This is a genomic window from Micromonospora sp. NPDC050397, assembly GCF_044901685.1.
Taxonomy (GTDB): Bacteria; Actinomycetota; Actinomycetes; order Mycobacteriales; family Micromonosporaceae; genus Micromonospora_G.
The window spans coordinates 111,218-125,916 of record NZ_JBJDPS010000015.1 but is presented as its reverse complement, the minus strand read 5'-3'; the positions used below and the strand labels follow the sequence as shown (position 1 = coordinate 125,916).

Here is a 14,699-nt window from a genome sequence, read left to right as displayed (position 1 = left end):
AACCTCTTCCGACCCTGCGGCCGACGATCGCTGCGAACCTCGAACATCACAACCCCTGACACGATCAGGCGTTGCAACGATCCCTAGAACCCGAGGCGTTAACAAGGGGCCCTTCCTTACGCCTCACCAGGTGACGGGGAGGGTCTCCAGGGTGCGTACGGCCATGCCCTGGCGGAACCGCAACTCTTCGGTCGGCACCGCCACCCGCAGGTTCGGCAGTCGCCGCAGCAGTCCGCCCAGCGCCTCCTGGAGTTCCATCCGGGCCAACTGGGCGCCGAGGCAGTGGTGGATGCCCGCGCCGAAGCCGAGGTGCGGGTTCTCCGGTCGGGACAGGTCGAGCCGGTCCGGTGCGGCGAAGGCGGCCGGGTCCCGGTTGGCCGCCACGAACGCCGGCAGCACCGCCGAGCCGGCCGGCAGGGTCACCCCGCTCAGTTCGACCTGCTCGGTGGTGACCCGGGGCAGCATCACGCCGGTCTCGCCGAGCTGGATGAACCGGGTCAGTTCCTCCACCGCGCGTGGGATCGCGTCCAGGTCGGTGCGGAGCCGGGCGAACTCCTCGGGGTGCTGCGTCAGGGTCAGCAGGAACATGTTGATCTGGTTGGTGGTGGTCTCGTGGCCGCCGATCAGGACGCCGACGCAGACCGAGACCAGTTCCCGTTCGGTGAGCTTGTCCTCGTCCTCGCTGGCGCTGATCAACGCGGTGATCAGGTCGTCGCCCGGCTCGGCCCGCTTGGCGTCGATCATCCCGGCGAAGCTGTCGAACGCGGCCTGGGTCCCCTCGGGATCCCGGCTCCAGTCGCCCATCATCGTGTCCGACCAGGTCTTGCAGAGGTGGCGCAGGGGCTCCGGCACGCCGAGCAGCTCGCTGATCACCGCGATCGGGAACGGGGTGGAGAAGTGTTTCGCGAGGTCCACCGGTCTGGGCTGGGCCTCGACCGTGTCGATCAGTTCGTCGACCAGCTTCGCCACCCACGGCCGGAGCTGTTCGACCCGACGCGGGGTGAAGGCGCGGGCGACCAGCCGGCGCATCCGGGTGTGGTCCGGCGGGTCCATCCCGATCAGCGACTCCGTCTCCAGCACGCCGAGTTCCTTGGGCGGGCCGCCCGGACCGACGGCGGCGGCCCGGCTGAACCGGGGGTCGGTGAGCACCCGGCGTACGTCGGCGTACCGGCTGACCAGCCAGGCGGGACTGCCGTCGGGCATGGTCACCGGCGCCACCGGCCGGTGTTCGCGCAGCTCGGCGAGCTGCGGAAGGGGGTGGAAGATCGTCGGCGGTGCGTCGAACGGGTACGGGATCGGGATCTGCTGGTCGGTCATCGTTACCTGCCCTGGGGTTCAGCGGTGGTCGTCTCCGTCGTGCCAGCGGGGAACCCGGTGACGGTGACGGTGACGGGAGCGGGGACGGGATCGGGAGCGGCGACGGCGACGCGGACGGGGACGGGATCGGGAGTGGCGACAGGCGCGGCGTGGAGGCTGCCGGCGGCCAGTCGGACCAGTGTCGGGACCAGGTCCGCCGGGGTCGGGCGATCCTCGACGGCGGCGGACAACCGCCGGGCGGCGTCCGCCCACCCGGCGGAGCCGAGCAGGTCGAGGGTCCGGTCCCGGATCGCCGGTCCGGTCGCCGTCGCCCCGTCGAGGTAGCTGCCGGCGCCGGTGGCGGCCAACCGGGCGGCGTTGAAGTGCTGGTCGCTGACCTGCGGGAGGACGAGCTGGGGCAGACCGGCGGCGGCGGCCGTCATGGTGGTGCCGGCGCCACCCTGGTGGACCAGCGCCCGGCAGGTCGGCAACACCAGGTGCAGGGCCAGCGGCGACGCGGCCAGCCGTATGTTGGGCGGCGGCTCACCGAACCGGGCGCGACCGGCGGCGTCGAGCGCGACCACCACCTCCAGGTCCAGTTCGGCCAGCGCCGCCACCACCTCCGCCGCGCCGAGGAACCCGGTCAGCTCGGCACCGTCCATCATGGTTCCCCAGGTGACGCAGACCCGGTCGCGGCGCCGTCCGCCGGGACCGCCGTTGTCGCGCAGCCAGGCCGGGACCACGGAAACCCCGTTGTACGGCACGAACCGCACCGGCCGACTCGGTACGTGCAGCGGCACCTGCATCGGCGTCGGGCAGGGATCAACCGTCAGTGCCCCGTCCAGCTCGACCCGCTCGACCGGCACGCCCAGCCGGGCGGCGAGCGGCCCGACCACCGCCTCGACGTCGAGATCGAGCGTGCTGCCCGAGTCCGGCCCCCAGAGGTGCCGCACCCCCGGGACCCGCAGCGCGGCGGCGGTGACCGCGGCGGCGAGGTTGAACGGCTCGTACACCACCAGGTCCGGTCGCCAGGCGCGGGCGTAGGCGACCAGCTCGTCGAGCATCGCGTCGGCGTACCGGACCACCCCGCCGTCCGGGGTGATCTCAGGTCTCAGCCGGCCACCAGCCGGTCGTGCCCCTTCCTGGCCGGCGTCCCGGGGCGCCACCGGGCCGATCCGGCCGCTGAACACCGCCGCGAAGTCGAGGTCCACCCCGACCGGTACGGCGGTCAGCCCGGCCCCGGTGACCGCGTCGACCACCCCCGGCCGGCAGGCGACCCGGACCTGGTGACCGGCTGCCGCCAACGCCCAGCCGAGCGGGACCAGCGGGTAGAAGTGCGACCGCCAACCCCAGGTCGCCATCAGCACCCGCACGCGGACCGCCGGCTCGGTTCGCGCAGCGGCGAAGGATGTGCCATCACGCCTCGCCGATGCTCAGTACGGTGACCCCGTCGACCGTGCTGATCTCGACCGGGAAGTACGGCCGCGCGGTTTCCCGGAGGAACTCCAGTTCGTCGACAAACGGCAGTGGCAGCAGGTCGCTCGCGCGTAGCCGGTCCTCGGTCCGGACCAGCTCCACCCGGCCGCCCACCCGCAGCGACTCCAGCAGGTATCCGCCCAGGTCCTCCGGGTTGAAGAAGCGCCACAGGTCGACGTTGACCACCCGGTCGAACCGGCGCTCGGGGTACGGCGTCATCAGCCCCATCAGGTGCGGGTTCCGCTCGCCCAGCGGGGCGTCGTGGTCGAAGGTGACCGCCCGCTCGCCGAGGCGCAGCTTGCTCGCCCCGAAGCCGACCACCAGGGCGTCGCCGCCGTCGAGCCGGTCCAGCAGCGCCGGTGGCAGGTCGGTGACCCGGCCGAGGCCGCGTTCCCGGCAGACCTCGATCGCGTCCTCGAACCAGGCGATCCGCCGGACCAGGGTGGCCCAGTTCCCGGGGTAGCCGAGCAGTTCCATGTCGTACCGGGGGTGCCTGGCCGCGATGTGCCGGTAGTTCTCGGCGAGCTGTGCCATCAGCACCGGCCAGGCCCGCAGGTGCGGTACGGCGTAGCAGATCGCGTCGTCGCCGACGGCGAAGGTGTCCGGGGCCCGGTCGTACCGGTGGAAGATCCGGTAGAACAGCTCGTTGTCCTCGCCGCCCCAGGTCACCAGCGTCTCGTCGAAGCCACCGATCGCGTCCAGGGTGGCCCGGTCCACCGAGGCGTTGTTGGTGTGCCCGTAGAGCCAGGGCGCGCGGGGGAAGTCCCGACGGTGGTTCTCGGCCGCGAAGAGGTAGTCGCGTACGTCCTCGCGGTAGTCGCCGAGCATCGCCGGGTCCGGGTCGTGCCCGGACCGCAACGCCCCGATCGCCGCCCAGTCGATGACCAGGCTGCGGCCGAGCAGCACCCCCGGACGCCCGTCGCGTCCGGTGTGGAATTCCAGGTGCCGGCGGAGCAGGTCCGGGCTCGGGCAGTGGTCGCCGTCGACGAAGACCACCACCTCGCCCCGGGCCGTGCGCAGGCCACGGTTGCGGGCGACCGAGCGGCCGCCGTTGCGCTCGTTCCGCAGGTAGGCCAGCGGGAGCCGGTCGGCGTACGCGCTGACCAGCGCTTCCAGCGACGGCGTCGAGCCGTCGTCGACCACGATCACCTCGAACCGGTCGGCGGGCAGGGTCTGCCGGGTGAAGCCGTCGAGGGTGATGTCGAGCAGGTGCCCGTGGTTGAGCACCGGGATCACCACGCTCAGCGGGAGCGGCGTCGCCGTACCGGTGGGTTCACTCACCGGACACCCGCCCGACGCCGTCGCGGGCCACCGCGAGCAGCCGCTGGTTCGCCTCGGCCGTGCCGACGGTGATCCGTACGCCCTGGTCCGGGTAGGGACGGACCAGGATGCCGGCGCGCCGGCAGTGGTCGGCGAAGTCGACCGCGTCGGCGCCCAGCGGCAGCCAGAGGAAGTTCGCCTCGCTCGGCGCCACCGGCAACCCGGCCGCCAGCAGCCCGTCGCGCAACGCCCGGCGGGCGGCCACCAGCTCGTCGCGGCGGGCGGCCAGCTCCGCGCCGACGCTCTCGTCGAGAGAGGCCAGCGCCGCCGCCTGCCCGAGCCCGCCCGGGTAGAAGACCAGGCCGACCATCCGGGCCCGGGCCGTGATCCGGGGCGCCGCCACCGCGTAGCCGACCCGGAGGGTGGCCAGCCCGTACGCCTTGGAGAAGGTACGCAGGACGCAGACGTTGTCGTGCGCGCGGTACAGGTCGAGGGCGTCGGGTACGTCCGGGTCGGTGACGAACTCCCGGTACGCCTCGTCGACGATCACCACCACCTCCGGTGGGATCCGGTCCAGGAACGCCTCGATCTCGGCCCGCCCGAGCACCGCCCCGGTCGGGTTGTTCGGGTTGCAGAGCAGCACGCAGCGGGTCCGCTCGGTCACCGCCTCGGCCATCGCGTCCAGGTCGTGCCGGTAGCCGTCGAGCGGGACCGGCACCGGCCGGGCCCCGGCGTTCGCGACGATCAGCGGGTATCCCTCGAAGGAGAGCGCGGGGTAGACCACCTCCGGCCGCTCCGGCCCGAGCGACGCCACGATGTGCTGGCTCAGCCCGGCCGACCCGGGCCCGACCAGCACCTGTGCCGCCGGTACGTCCAGCCGCCGGGCCAGCGCGGCGACCAGTTCCCCGGCGAGGTGGTCGGGGTAGCGGTTGAGCCGTTCGGCCTGCTGCCGTACGAGTCGCAGCACGCTCGGCAGTGGCGGGTACGGCGTCTCGTTCATCGCCAGTTCCTCCACCACCGCCCCGGAGCCGGTGCCACCGCCCGCGTCGGCGCCCGTCGTCGCGGCACCCACCGTCCGGCTCGGGTCCACTGTGCTGGTCATGCTGTCCTACCGCCGTTCGTCGTGGGCTGTTCGGGGCCGACGTACGCCCGCCGGTCGCGCAGCAGCCCGAGTTGGTAGAGCCGGTCGACCGGGGTCAACCGGTGCGGGTCCACCCCGGCGAGGTTGCCGGTGGTGAGCCGGAGCAGGCGCGGGTTCGCGGCGGTGTGCCGCATCATCCGCCCGCCGAGCAGCCGGGCCGGACCGGCCGTGCTGGTGAGCATCCGGGCCGCGTTGTGGCTGACCGTCGCGGTGTGGTCGAGCCGCCGCAGCCGGTCGGCGTGGTAACCGGCCAGCGCCCGGTCGACCGCCGCCGGTTCGCCGCCGCCGGCCGATTCCAGCAGCCGGGCCAGCGTCTCGGCGTCACCGAGCGAGCTGTTCATGCCCTGCGCCGCCATCGGGTGTACGGCGTGCGCCGCCTCGCCGACCAGGGCGAGTCCGGGCGTGCTCAGCCGGGGCGCGCGGAGCCGGTAGACCGCGAGGATCTGCCGCCCGCGCAGGTGTGCCCGCAGCACCTCGGCGAGCGGTTCCAGCGCCGGCACCCCGGCCAACGTCCGGTCGCACCAGGCGTCGAGCGCGTCGGCGCCGAGCCCGCGCAGTTCCTCGGGGCGGATCTGGACGTAGAGCCGGCACCGGTCGCCCGGCAGCGGGTACACCAGCCGCAGTCCGTGTTCGGCGCGGTACGCGCTCACCTCGTCGGCCACCCGTACGCCGGGCAGGTCGAAGGCGAGCAGTCGGTGGTCGTAGTCGCGGCGTACCCCGGGCAGGCCGGCTGATCGGCGCAGCCGGGAGGAGAGCCCGTCGGCGGCGACCACGAGCCGGGCGCAGATCTCCTCCGGTCGGCCGCCGTCGATGACGCGTACCCCGGTGACCCGGCCGGTCGGGTCGCGCACCGCCTTCTCGACCAGCACACCCCGGCGGACCTCGACGGTCTTGCCGAGCGTGCCGGCCAGCGCGTGCAGCACGTTGGAGTAGCCGGTGCAGAGAATCTCCCGGTACGCCCCGGGCAACGCGCGGTAGTCCAGGCCGAGCAGGACCCGGCCGCCCGGGTCCCGGATGGCCAACCGGTCCACCGGCACCGCACCGCCGGTACGCAGCGCCGGCAGCGCACCCCAGTCGTCCAGGATCCGGACCGATTCCGGTTGCAGCAACTCGCCCTTGGCCACCTCGGCCGGTGCCTTCTGCCGGTCCAGCACCAGCACCGTCAGCCCGAGCGCGCCGAGCGCCCGCGCGCTGGCCAGCCCACCGACCCCGGCGCCGCAGACCACCACGTCGTAGCTCATCGGATCGCCGCCTCGACCGCCGTCCGGTAGTTGCCGAGTGCGCGCAGCGCCAGCGACTGGGCGATCGCGCCGTTGGGGTAGTACATGTAGTTCCGGATGTAGGCGCAGATCCGGCTCGGTCGCCAGATGCCGTCCGGTTCCTGCGCGGAGAGCAGCCAGCCGACCCCGCGCCGGATCGCCTCGTCGTCGGCCGGTACGCCCGCGGCGAGCAGGGCCGGCAGGGTCCAGGACGTCTCCTCGACCGAACCGTCGTCGGTCGGGTTGCCCGAGCCCCAAGCGCCGTTCGGGCGCTGGGCCCGCAGCAGCCAGCCCTTCGCGCGTACCGCCACCGGGTCGGTGCGCAGTCCGGCGTGGCAGAGCGCGTCCAGCACGATCGCGGTGCCGGTGGTGAAGTCGCGGTACCAGAGGTTGTGGAAGGAGCCGTCCGGCCGTTGCTGGGTCAGCAGCCACCGTGCCGCCGCCGCGACCGGTGGACTGTCCGGGTCGTGGCCGGCCTCGCGCAGCGCGATGATGCCCTGGCTGGTGATGCCGGGGCAGGGGCCGTCGTTGGGCAGTTTGGTGTCGCGTACCCAGAGGCTCCAGGAGCCGCGTTGGTCCTGCCGGCCGACCAGCCAGTCCAGGCCGGACCGGAGCACCGGGTCGGCGTCGTGGCCGGGCAGCCCGGCCAGCGCGGCGAGGATCTCCGCCGACTCCAGGGTGACCGGCCAGCCGCGCGGCCCGGAGTAGCTCCAGCCACCGGCCGGCACGCCGAGCACGGTGAACGCCTCGCGCTGCTGGGAGCGGTGGAACAGGTCGCGGGTGGCGGCGAGCCGGGGGTCGTCGGCGTACCCGGCGGCGATCAGGCCGGTGGCGGCGAAACCGGAGCGGGTCAGGTCGAGGTTCGACACGGCGTCCCACGCCCCATCCGGGCGGACGCAGGAGCGCAGGAACCCGACGATCGCGGTGACGAGTCGCGGGGCCAGACCGGCGTGGGTCAGGCCGAGACAGACCAGGGCCGCCGGCCACGGGTCCTCGCTCAGCACGCCGGTCCGCCCCTCGTGCTGGTAGATCGAGTCCAGCAGGCGCAGCGCCCTCGGCTCGGCCAGCCGGCGGGTGAACCGGCGCAGCGGGCCGGGCGGTGGCAGGGTACGGGCCTGCAACAGCGCCATCCCGATGAACGGTGCGGTACGGAACGAGATCCGCTGGCGGCGTACCTTGTCCAGCAGGACCAGTTCCAGCGGCAGCCGGCGCAGCTCGCCCGCCTCGGGCAGTCCGGCCAGGGCCAGGAACTGCTTGCACATCGCGGTCACCGCGAGGTCGTCGATCACGGCGAGCCCACCGAGTTCGGCCAGCCGCCGCCGGCCCCCGGCGACGGCGTCGGCGCTGGCCCCGGGGGCGACGACGTGCAGCGTGGCGGTGGCGATGACGGTCGGCACGAGGGCGCTCTCGGCGCCGGTCACCCCACCCCACCCGCCGTCCGGTCGCTGCTGGCGGCGCAGCCAGTCGGCGCCGGTCTTGACCAGGACGGCGGAGCCGTCCGGGTCGGCGGCGTGCAGGGCGGCGATCGCCCCGGCGGTGCCCAGCACGGATCCGGGTGGCGCGTCCCGGAATGCGCCGTCCGGGCGCTGCCGCCGGAACATCTCCTCCGCGCCGGTCGAGATCGCGCGGGTTACCTGGTCGAGCTGGACCGAGCGCATGGTTCGACTTCCTTCGTCCTTCAGCCGTGTTCGGACAGGTGGGGGAGGGGCATCGGGGCCGCCGGCACGGGCGGTCCCAACTCGTAGCCGGTCCGCATCCGGGCCTGGCTCCAGCCGCTGACGAGCAGGATCGGTACCATCAGGGCCAGCGCGGGGGCGGGTCCGAAGCCGAGCGAGACCATCGCTCCGGCGAGGCCGATCCGTTCCAGCACCAGGAACTCGTGGGCGCGCAGGGCGGTGCGTACCGAGGGATCCCCCCGGTGGACGAGCAGGGTGACAAAGACGGCGACGCCGGCCACCGCGATCACCGCCAGCAGCCAGAGGTAGGACGTCCGGCCGCCGGTGTGGACCGGCCCGTCGGGCGCGGCCACCCCGCCGACCACGGCGGCGGCCAGCGCCACGGCGTAGCAGCCGGCGGCGGTCCGGGTGGCCACCCGGAGACCGTGGCGCACCGGCACGGTCCGGTAGCCGCCGGCCCGGTCGCCGACCACGTCGCGCAGGGTTCCGACCAGGTTGGAGGCGGTGTCGTGGGCCCAGATCGCGACCACGAACGGCACCAGGGCCCAGAGGTACGGTCCCGGGTCGAGGAGCGCGCCGTAGAGCAGGGCCAGCGCGCCGAGCAGGCCGCGGGTGAGGTTGCCGGACAACCCCCGGGCCTTCAGACCCCGGCTGTACGCGATGATGCCGCCCGCCGCCAGCAGCGCGACCAGCGCGGTCGGCCAGCCACCTCGTACGGTCAGCGCGCCGACCACGGCCAGACAGGCGATGCCGCAGGCCAGAGCGGTCGTAGCGGGCAGCCGGCCGGAGGGGATCGGTCGGTGTGGCTTGCCGATCGCGTCCAGTTCCCGGTCGAACCAGTCGCCGAGGTAGTGCCCGCCGATCCAGCCGACGGTCGGGGTGGCCCAGGCGGCGAGCAGGTCCCACGGTTCGTGCCGCCCGCCGGTGAGACCCGCGCCGGCCAACCCGAGCAGGCCGACGTACCAGAGGGTGTACGGACGCCAGGTCTGTACGTGTGCGTGCAGGGCGGCGCGCCAGGAGCGGGTCGCGGTGGCCATGCCGGTCCTCACCACTGCCCCGAGGTGGCGAAGTGGGTGATGCCGGCGAGCACCGCGACACTGGGTGACGACTCCAGTGTGGACAGATGGTGTCGGGCCCGCCGCAGGTGGATGGCGACGTGTTCGGGTGCCCGGTCGAGTGCGCCGGTGTCGTCCAGCAGCCGGCGGAAGTCGGCCAGGGCGGCGGCGTCGGCCGACCGGCGACCCAGCGCCTCGACCAGTCGCCGCCGCTGGGCCGTGGTGCCGGCCTGGTAGGCCAGCAGCACCGGCAGCGTGGTGCGCGCGTTGGCGAGGTCGGTGGTGGGTGACTTGCCGGCCGCCGCCGCCGACGTGGTGTACGCGAGCAGGTCGTCCCGGATCTGGAAGGCGATGCCGAGTTGTTCCCCGTAGCGGGCCAACTGCTGGCAGCGGGCCGGGTCGGCACCGGCGAGCACCGCGCCGATCTGGCAGACCGCGCGGAACAGCGCCCCGGTCTTGAGCCGGATCATCTCCAGGTAGCTCTCCAACTCGATGCCGGGGTTACCGGTGAGCTGCGCCTCCAGCACCTGGCCCCGGCACAGGTCGTTGCCGGCCCGGGCGAGGAGGGCCACCGAGGCGCCGATCGCCGCGTCCGACACCCCGGCGGCACGGCACTCGGTGATCGCCTCGAAGGCGGTGAAGATGAGCGCGTCACCGGCCACGAGCGCGTCCGGTAGGCCGTACACCAGGGGGACGGAGGGGCGGCCCCGACGCGTCTCGTCGGCGTCGATGATGTCGTCGTGGACCAGGGTCGCCACGTGCAGGTACTCCAGCCCGAGCGCCGCCGGCAGGACGTCCTCGGCCCGGCCGCCCACGGCGGCGGCGGACTCCAGCATCAGTATCGGCCGGATCAGCTTTCCCGGTGGGAGCAGCGCGTAGCGATGTATAGTCGACAATCGGTCCACTGAGTCCGTCGCCGCTCGCCATCTCTGGTCGAGTGCGTCACGTAGGAGTCGGGCGGCCCGACTGGATGCCAGGTCTTTGAGGAAGTCGCGGGGGTCCGTTCCGGCAATCGCGGTCATCGGCTCACGGTCCTTGCTGGCAGGATCGCGGGTGTGTCTCTTGTGGATCATTTGAATTACGGCGACCGTACCACCGCCTCCGCAGACGGTAAAGAAGTTTCTCGATGGTGGAATCTTCGTGTCGGACGTGTATCAATGGCGGTATGGCACTCAATTCATGGCCGTCACGGGCAACTCCGGATGACCATCCCTGAATGATCGCCTCTATGGCCAAATCAGGCAAGATCCACACTCTCTGATCGAATCGGAATTTTCCCTGTTCGGGCCGCTGATCGACAGATCCGAAGTGGTTTCCGGCGCCTTTGTTGATATTCGATCGGCACCGATCCGCTGCTATCCTTGCCCCGCCCGGAGCGCTGCGGCCCGGGCCGTACCGAGGTGGATGATCTTGCCTGAAGCGCGCTGGCCGCTCTCCGCCGCCCAGTCCGGCGTCTGGTTCGACCAGCGCCTGGACCCGGAGAACCCGGCCTACAACATCGGCGGTTACATCGAGGTCGACGGAGTGCTCGACCCCGACCTGATGGCCACCGCGACGCGCCACGTCGTCGCCGAGACCGAAGCGCTGCGGCTGCGGTTCGTGGACGAGGACGGGGAGCCCGGCCAGGTCGTCGGGCCGGCGCCGGAGTGGTCCATGCCCCTGCTCGACCTGACCACGGAGCCCGATCCCGACAGCGCCGCCCTGGCCTGGATGTGCCGAGACATGGACCGACCGGTGGATCCCGTACGCGGGCCGCTGTTCACCATGGCGCTGTTGCGGACCGGACCCGAGCGGTACGTCTACTACCAGCGGATCCACCACGTCGCCCTCGACGGGCACGGATATTCCCAGGTGGGGCGGCGGGTCGGCGAGTGGTACACGGCGATCGCGAGCGGCCTCGACGCCCCGTCGGGCGATCCCCCGACCGGCGGCGGTCGAGCCGGCCGAGAGTCGCCCGCCGGCTCGTTGCCCGCCGGCTCGTTGCCCGCCGGCTCGTTGCCGGCCGTCTGGGCGGCCGACGACGCCTACCGCGCCTCGCCCGCCTTCGCCCGGGACCGGGAGTTCTGGCGGGCCCGCCTCGCCGACCTGCCGGCGGTGGTCGACCTGAGCGCCGCCGCCGTGCCGCCGGTCCGTACGGGTCCGCGTACCGCCCGGCGGTCGACGGTGCCGCCGACGCACTGGCACGGCGTGGCCGACCGGGATCGATGGCCGGCGGTGGTGCTGGCCACGGCCGCCGTCTACCTGCACCGGCTCACCGGTGCCCCCGAGATCGTCCTCGGTTTCCCGGTGACCGGCCGCTGGGGCGGTGTCGCCAGACGGACGCCGAGTATGACCGCGAACATTCTCCCGATCCGATTGTCACTCCGTCCGGACACGCGATTCCGCACGCTGGTCGAACTGGCCGGCGCGGAGATCAGTCGGGTGCTGCGGCGACAACGCTTCCGGATGTCCGACCTCCGGTCCGAACTGCGGACGACCGACGACCGGGCAAAACTGTCGGGCCCGGTCGTCAACATCATGCCGTTCGACTACCGACCCGTTTTCCTCGATTATCCGACGAGGTCGACGAGTCTCGGCGTGGGCCCGGTCGACGATGTCACGATCGACGTCTACGGGACCCCGGAAACCGGTGTACGGATAAGCTTCATCGTCAATCCGGAACGCTATGACCCGGAAACCGCACTCGCCCACCAGGAGCGTTTCGTGCGTGTGCTCGATGCCGTGCACACCGCCCCCGACGTGCGCGTCGCCCAGATCGACATGCTCGACCGCACGACCCGCGACGGCATTATGGAAATCTCCCGGGGCGCCCGCCGGAGGGCACCCGCCAGCACCGTCGCGGAACTGTTCGAGGAGCAGGTGGCGCGCACCCCTCGGGCTCCCGCGCTGATATCCGGCGCGGACCGGTTGACGTACGCGGAACTGAATACGCGGGCCAACCGGCTGGCGGCCGAACTCCTCACCCGGGGAGCCGGACCGGAGCAATTCGTGGCGCTGGCCCTGCCGAGGTCGGTCGACCTCGTGGTGGCGTTGCTGGCCGTACTCAAGACCGGTGCCGGCTATCTGCCGATCGAACCCGCCGATCCGCCGGACCGGAACGCGCTCATGCTCGCCGACGCCCGACCCGCACTCACGCTGACCGACCGGGCCGGCGTCGACGCACTGCCACCGGCGGCGTCGCCAATGCTGGTGCTGGACGAGCCGGCGACGGCCCGGTCGATCGCCGCCCGCCCGGCGCACGGCCCCGACCACCGCCACCGTGAGGCCGCGCCCGGCTCCGACCACCCGGCGTACCTGCTCTACACCTCCGGCTCCACCGGGCGGCCCAAGGGCGTCCCGGTGCCGCACCGGGGCGTGGTCAACCACCTGCGGTGGATGTCGGACCGGTACGGGCTGAACGGCGACGACCGGGTGCTGGTCAAGACCCACGCCGGTTTCGACGTCTCGGTCTGGGAGTTCCTCTGGCCGCTGCTCGTCGGTGCGCGCGCGGTGCTCGCCCGCCCCGACGGGCACCGCGATCCCGGTTACCTGGTCGACCTGATCCGCGCCGAGCGGATCACCACCGTGGTCTTCGTACCGTCGATGCTGCACACCTTCCTGTGGGAGCCCGGCGTGGCCGAGTGCCGCAGCCTGCGCCGTACCCTCTGCATCGGTGAGGCACTGCCGGCGGAGCTGGCCCACCGGGCCGCCGAGGTGCTGCCCGGTGCGCTGGAGAACCTGTACGGACCGACCGAGGCGTCGGTGGCCGTCACCGCCTGGCGGGCCGGTTCCGGGGACGACCCGGCCGGGGTACCGATCGGTCGCCGACCGGCCTGGAACACCGGGGCGTACGTGCTCGACCACGTGCTGGCACCGGTCGGGCCGGGCGTGGTCGGCGAGCTCTACCTCTCCGGGGACCAGCTCGCCCGGGGTTACCTGCACCGGCCCGGACTGACCGCGACGCGGTTCGTCGCCGACCCGTACAGCGACCCGGGCGGCCGGATGTACCGCACCGGCGACCTGGTCCGGCGCCTGCCCGGCGGCGAGTTGCTCTTTGTCGGCCGGACCGACGACCAGATCAAGATCCGGGGCAACCGGGTCGAGCCGGGCGAGATCGAGTCGGCGTTGGCCGGACACCCGGAGGTGGGACGGGCGGTGGTGCTGGCCCGCCCGGACCAGCGGGGTGAGCGGCACCTGGTGGCGTACGTCGTCCCGGCCCGGCCGGCGGAGCCGCCGAAGTCGGCGGTGCTCCGCGCGCACCTCGCCACCCGGCTGCCCCGGCACATGGTGCCGGACGCCTTCCTGGTGCTCGACACCCTGCCGACCACCCCGAACGGCAAGCTCGACCGGCGGCGCCTGCCGGACGCCGAGGCCGGCGTCCCGGTGGTCGGGCGGGCGCCACGCACCCGGCACGAGGTGATCCTCTGTGGACTCTTCGCCGACCTGCTCGAACTGCCGCTGGTCGGGGTGGACGACAACTTCTTCGACCTGGGCGGCCACTCGTTGCGGGCGGCCCGGCTGGTGAGCCGGATCCGCACCGCGCTCGGGGTGGAACTGGACATCCGCGCGGTGTTCGAGACACCGACGGTGGCGGCGCTGGCCGAGCGGCTGAGCGACGCCGGTCGATCACCGGACGGCGTCGCGGCGGAGGATGCCGGGCACGGCGCGCTGGACGTCGTACTGCCGCTGCGCGTCGGCGGTGACCGGCCACCGCTGTTCTGCTTTCCCCCGGTCAACGGGCTGAGCTGGTGCTACTCCGGGCTGCTGCGGCACCTGGAGGCCGAGCAGCCGGTGTACGGCCTCCAGGCGCGCGGGCTGTCCGGTCCGGGACCGCTGGCCGGTTCGGTCGAGGAGATGGCCGCCGACTTCGCCGAGCAGATCGTCGAGCTGTGCCCGTCCGGGCCGTACCGGCTGCTCGGCTGGTCGCTCGGCGGCATCCTCGCGTACGCCACCGCCGCCCGCCTCCGCCGGCTCGGTCGACGGGTGGAACTGCTCGGCCTGCTGGACGCCTACCCCGCCGACCCGGAGCTGCACACCGAGGAGCACCGGCGGGTCCTGCTCAACGTGGTCCTGGCCGACTTCGGCTACGACCCGGGCCTGCTGGACGGCCAACCGCTCGACGACGAGCACGTGGTCGGCGTCATCCGCCGGGCGGGCGGGTCGCTGGCGGACTGGAGCGACGAGCGGGTCGCCGCCCTGCTCCGGGTCACCGCGAACAACCTCGCCTGCGCCCGGCGCTACCGACCGGACCGGTTCGACGGGGACCTGCTCTTCTTCACCGCCCGGCTCACCCAGGCCGAGCTGCGCCAGTCGGTCACGGATTGGCACCCGTACGTCGCCGGCCGGATCGACAACCGGGAGATCGACTGCCGGCACGAGCAGATGCTGCGTACCGGCCCGGTCGCCGACCTCGCTCCACTGCTCGCCGCCCGCCTCGGTGCACTCGACCGGTCGGCCCCCGGCGCCGAGGGTCCCGCCGGTGCCGAGGCCCGGGTGGTCCCGGCACCGGCCGACGTGGGCGGCGCGCTCCGCTAGCCCAGAATGGCCAGTTCGGTGC

Annotated in this window: 9 protein-coding genes; 1 reads left to right on the top strand and 8 read right to left on the bottom strand. The window is 73.1% G+C overall.

The window, feature by feature from the left end; translation table 11 throughout:
- Window positions 1-123: 123 nt before the first annotated feature.
- Genes ACI2K4_RS30915 through ACI2K4_RS30880 form a run of 8 tightly spaced genes read right to left on the bottom strand, consistent with a single transcriptional unit; the run spans window position 124 to window position 10,185 of the window.
- The gene (locus ACI2K4_RS30915) at window positions 124-1,317 is read right to left on the bottom strand and encodes a cytochrome P450 (protein ID WP_404516430.1); all 1,194 of its coding nucleotides are present in this window, start codon (window positions 1,315-1,317) and stop codon (window positions 124-126) included.
- 2 nt (window positions 1,318-1,319) lie between these two features.
- A complete protein-coding gene (locus tag ACI2K4_RS30910; protein WP_404516429.1) occupies window positions 1,320-2,669 on the bottom strand; it encodes a nucleotide disphospho-sugar-binding domain-containing protein in 1,350 nt (449 codons plus the stop codon).
- 43 nt (window positions 2,670-2,712) lie between these two features.
- Window positions 2,713-4,053 (bottom strand): glycosyltransferase, encoded by a 1,341-nt coding sequence (locus ACI2K4_RS30905; protein WP_404516428.1) that lies wholly within the window; start codon window positions 4,051-4,053, stop codon window positions 2,713-2,715.
- Window positions 4,046-5,134: a histidinol-phosphate transaminase gene (locus ACI2K4_RS30900; RefSeq protein ID WP_404516427.1), complete on the bottom strand. Its 1,089-nt coding sequence runs from the start codon at window positions 5,132-5,134 to the stop codon at window positions 4,046-4,048. The genes ACI2K4_RS30905 and ACI2K4_RS30900 overlap by 8 nt, the downstream gene beginning before the upstream one ends.
- Entirely contained in the window at window positions 5,131-6,414 is a 1,284-nt protein-coding gene (locus ACI2K4_RS30895; protein WP_404516426.1) for an FAD-dependent oxidoreductase, read from the bottom strand. Before ACI2K4_RS30895 ends, ACI2K4_RS30900 begins: the two co-directional genes overlap by 4 nt.
- Window positions 6,411-8,090, bottom strand: coding sequence for a prenyltransferase/squalene oxidase repeat-containing protein (locus tag ACI2K4_RS30890; RefSeq protein WP_404516424.1), 1,680 nt, complete (start codon window positions 8,088-8,090; stop codon window positions 6,411-6,413). Before ACI2K4_RS30890 ends, ACI2K4_RS30895 begins: the two co-directional genes overlap by 4 nt.
- A 20-nt stretch (window positions 8,091-8,110) precedes the next feature.
- Entirely contained in the window at window positions 8,111-9,145 is a 1,035-nt protein-coding gene (locus tag ACI2K4_RS30885) for a UbiA family prenyltransferase (protein ID WP_404516423.1), read from the bottom strand.
- Window positions 9,146-9,153: 8 nt separating this feature from the next.
- Window positions 9,154-10,185: a polyprenyl synthetase family protein gene (locus ACI2K4_RS30880; RefSeq protein ID WP_404516422.1), complete on the bottom strand. Its 1,032-nt coding sequence runs from the start codon at window positions 10,183-10,185 to the stop codon at window positions 9,154-9,156.
- A gap of 388 nt (window positions 10,186-10,573) precedes the next feature.
- Here ACI2K4_RS30880 and ACI2K4_RS30875 point away from each other — a divergent pair, with 388 nt between their 5' ends.
- The gene (locus tag ACI2K4_RS30875; RefSeq protein ID WP_404516421.1) at window positions 10,574-14,677 is read left to right on the top strand and encodes an amino acid adenylation domain-containing protein; all 4,104 of its coding nucleotides are present in this window, start codon (window positions 10,574-10,576) and stop codon (window positions 14,675-14,677) included.
- Window positions 14,678-14,699: the final 22 nt, after the last annotated feature.

Excerpts from the sequence above, each read along its gene's own strand:
- ACI2K4_RS30915 (WP_404516430.1), bottom strand. The coding sequence starts at position 1,317 with ATGACCGACCAGCAGATCCCGATCCCGTACCCGTTCGACGCACCGCCG.
- ACI2K4_RS30900 (WP_404516427.1), bottom strand. The coding sequence starts at position 5,134 with ATGACCAGCACAGTGGACCCGAGCCGGACGGTGGGTGCCGCGACGACG.
- ACI2K4_RS30890 (WP_404516424.1), bottom strand. The coding sequence starts at position 8,090 with ATGCGCTCGGTCCAGCTCGACCAGGTAACCCGCGCGATCTCGACCGGC.
- ACI2K4_RS30880 (WP_404516422.1), bottom strand. The coding sequence starts at position 10,185 with ATGACCGCGATTGCCGGAACGGACCCCCGCGACTTCCTCAAAGACCTG.
- ACI2K4_RS30885 (WP_404516423.1), bottom strand. The coding sequence starts at position 9,145 with ATGGCCACCGCGACCCGCTCCTGGCGCGCCGCCCTGCACGCACACGTA.
- ACI2K4_RS30895 (WP_404516426.1), bottom strand. The coding sequence starts at position 6,414 with ATGAGCTACGACGTGGTGGTCTGCGGCGCCGGGGTCGGTGGGCTGGCC.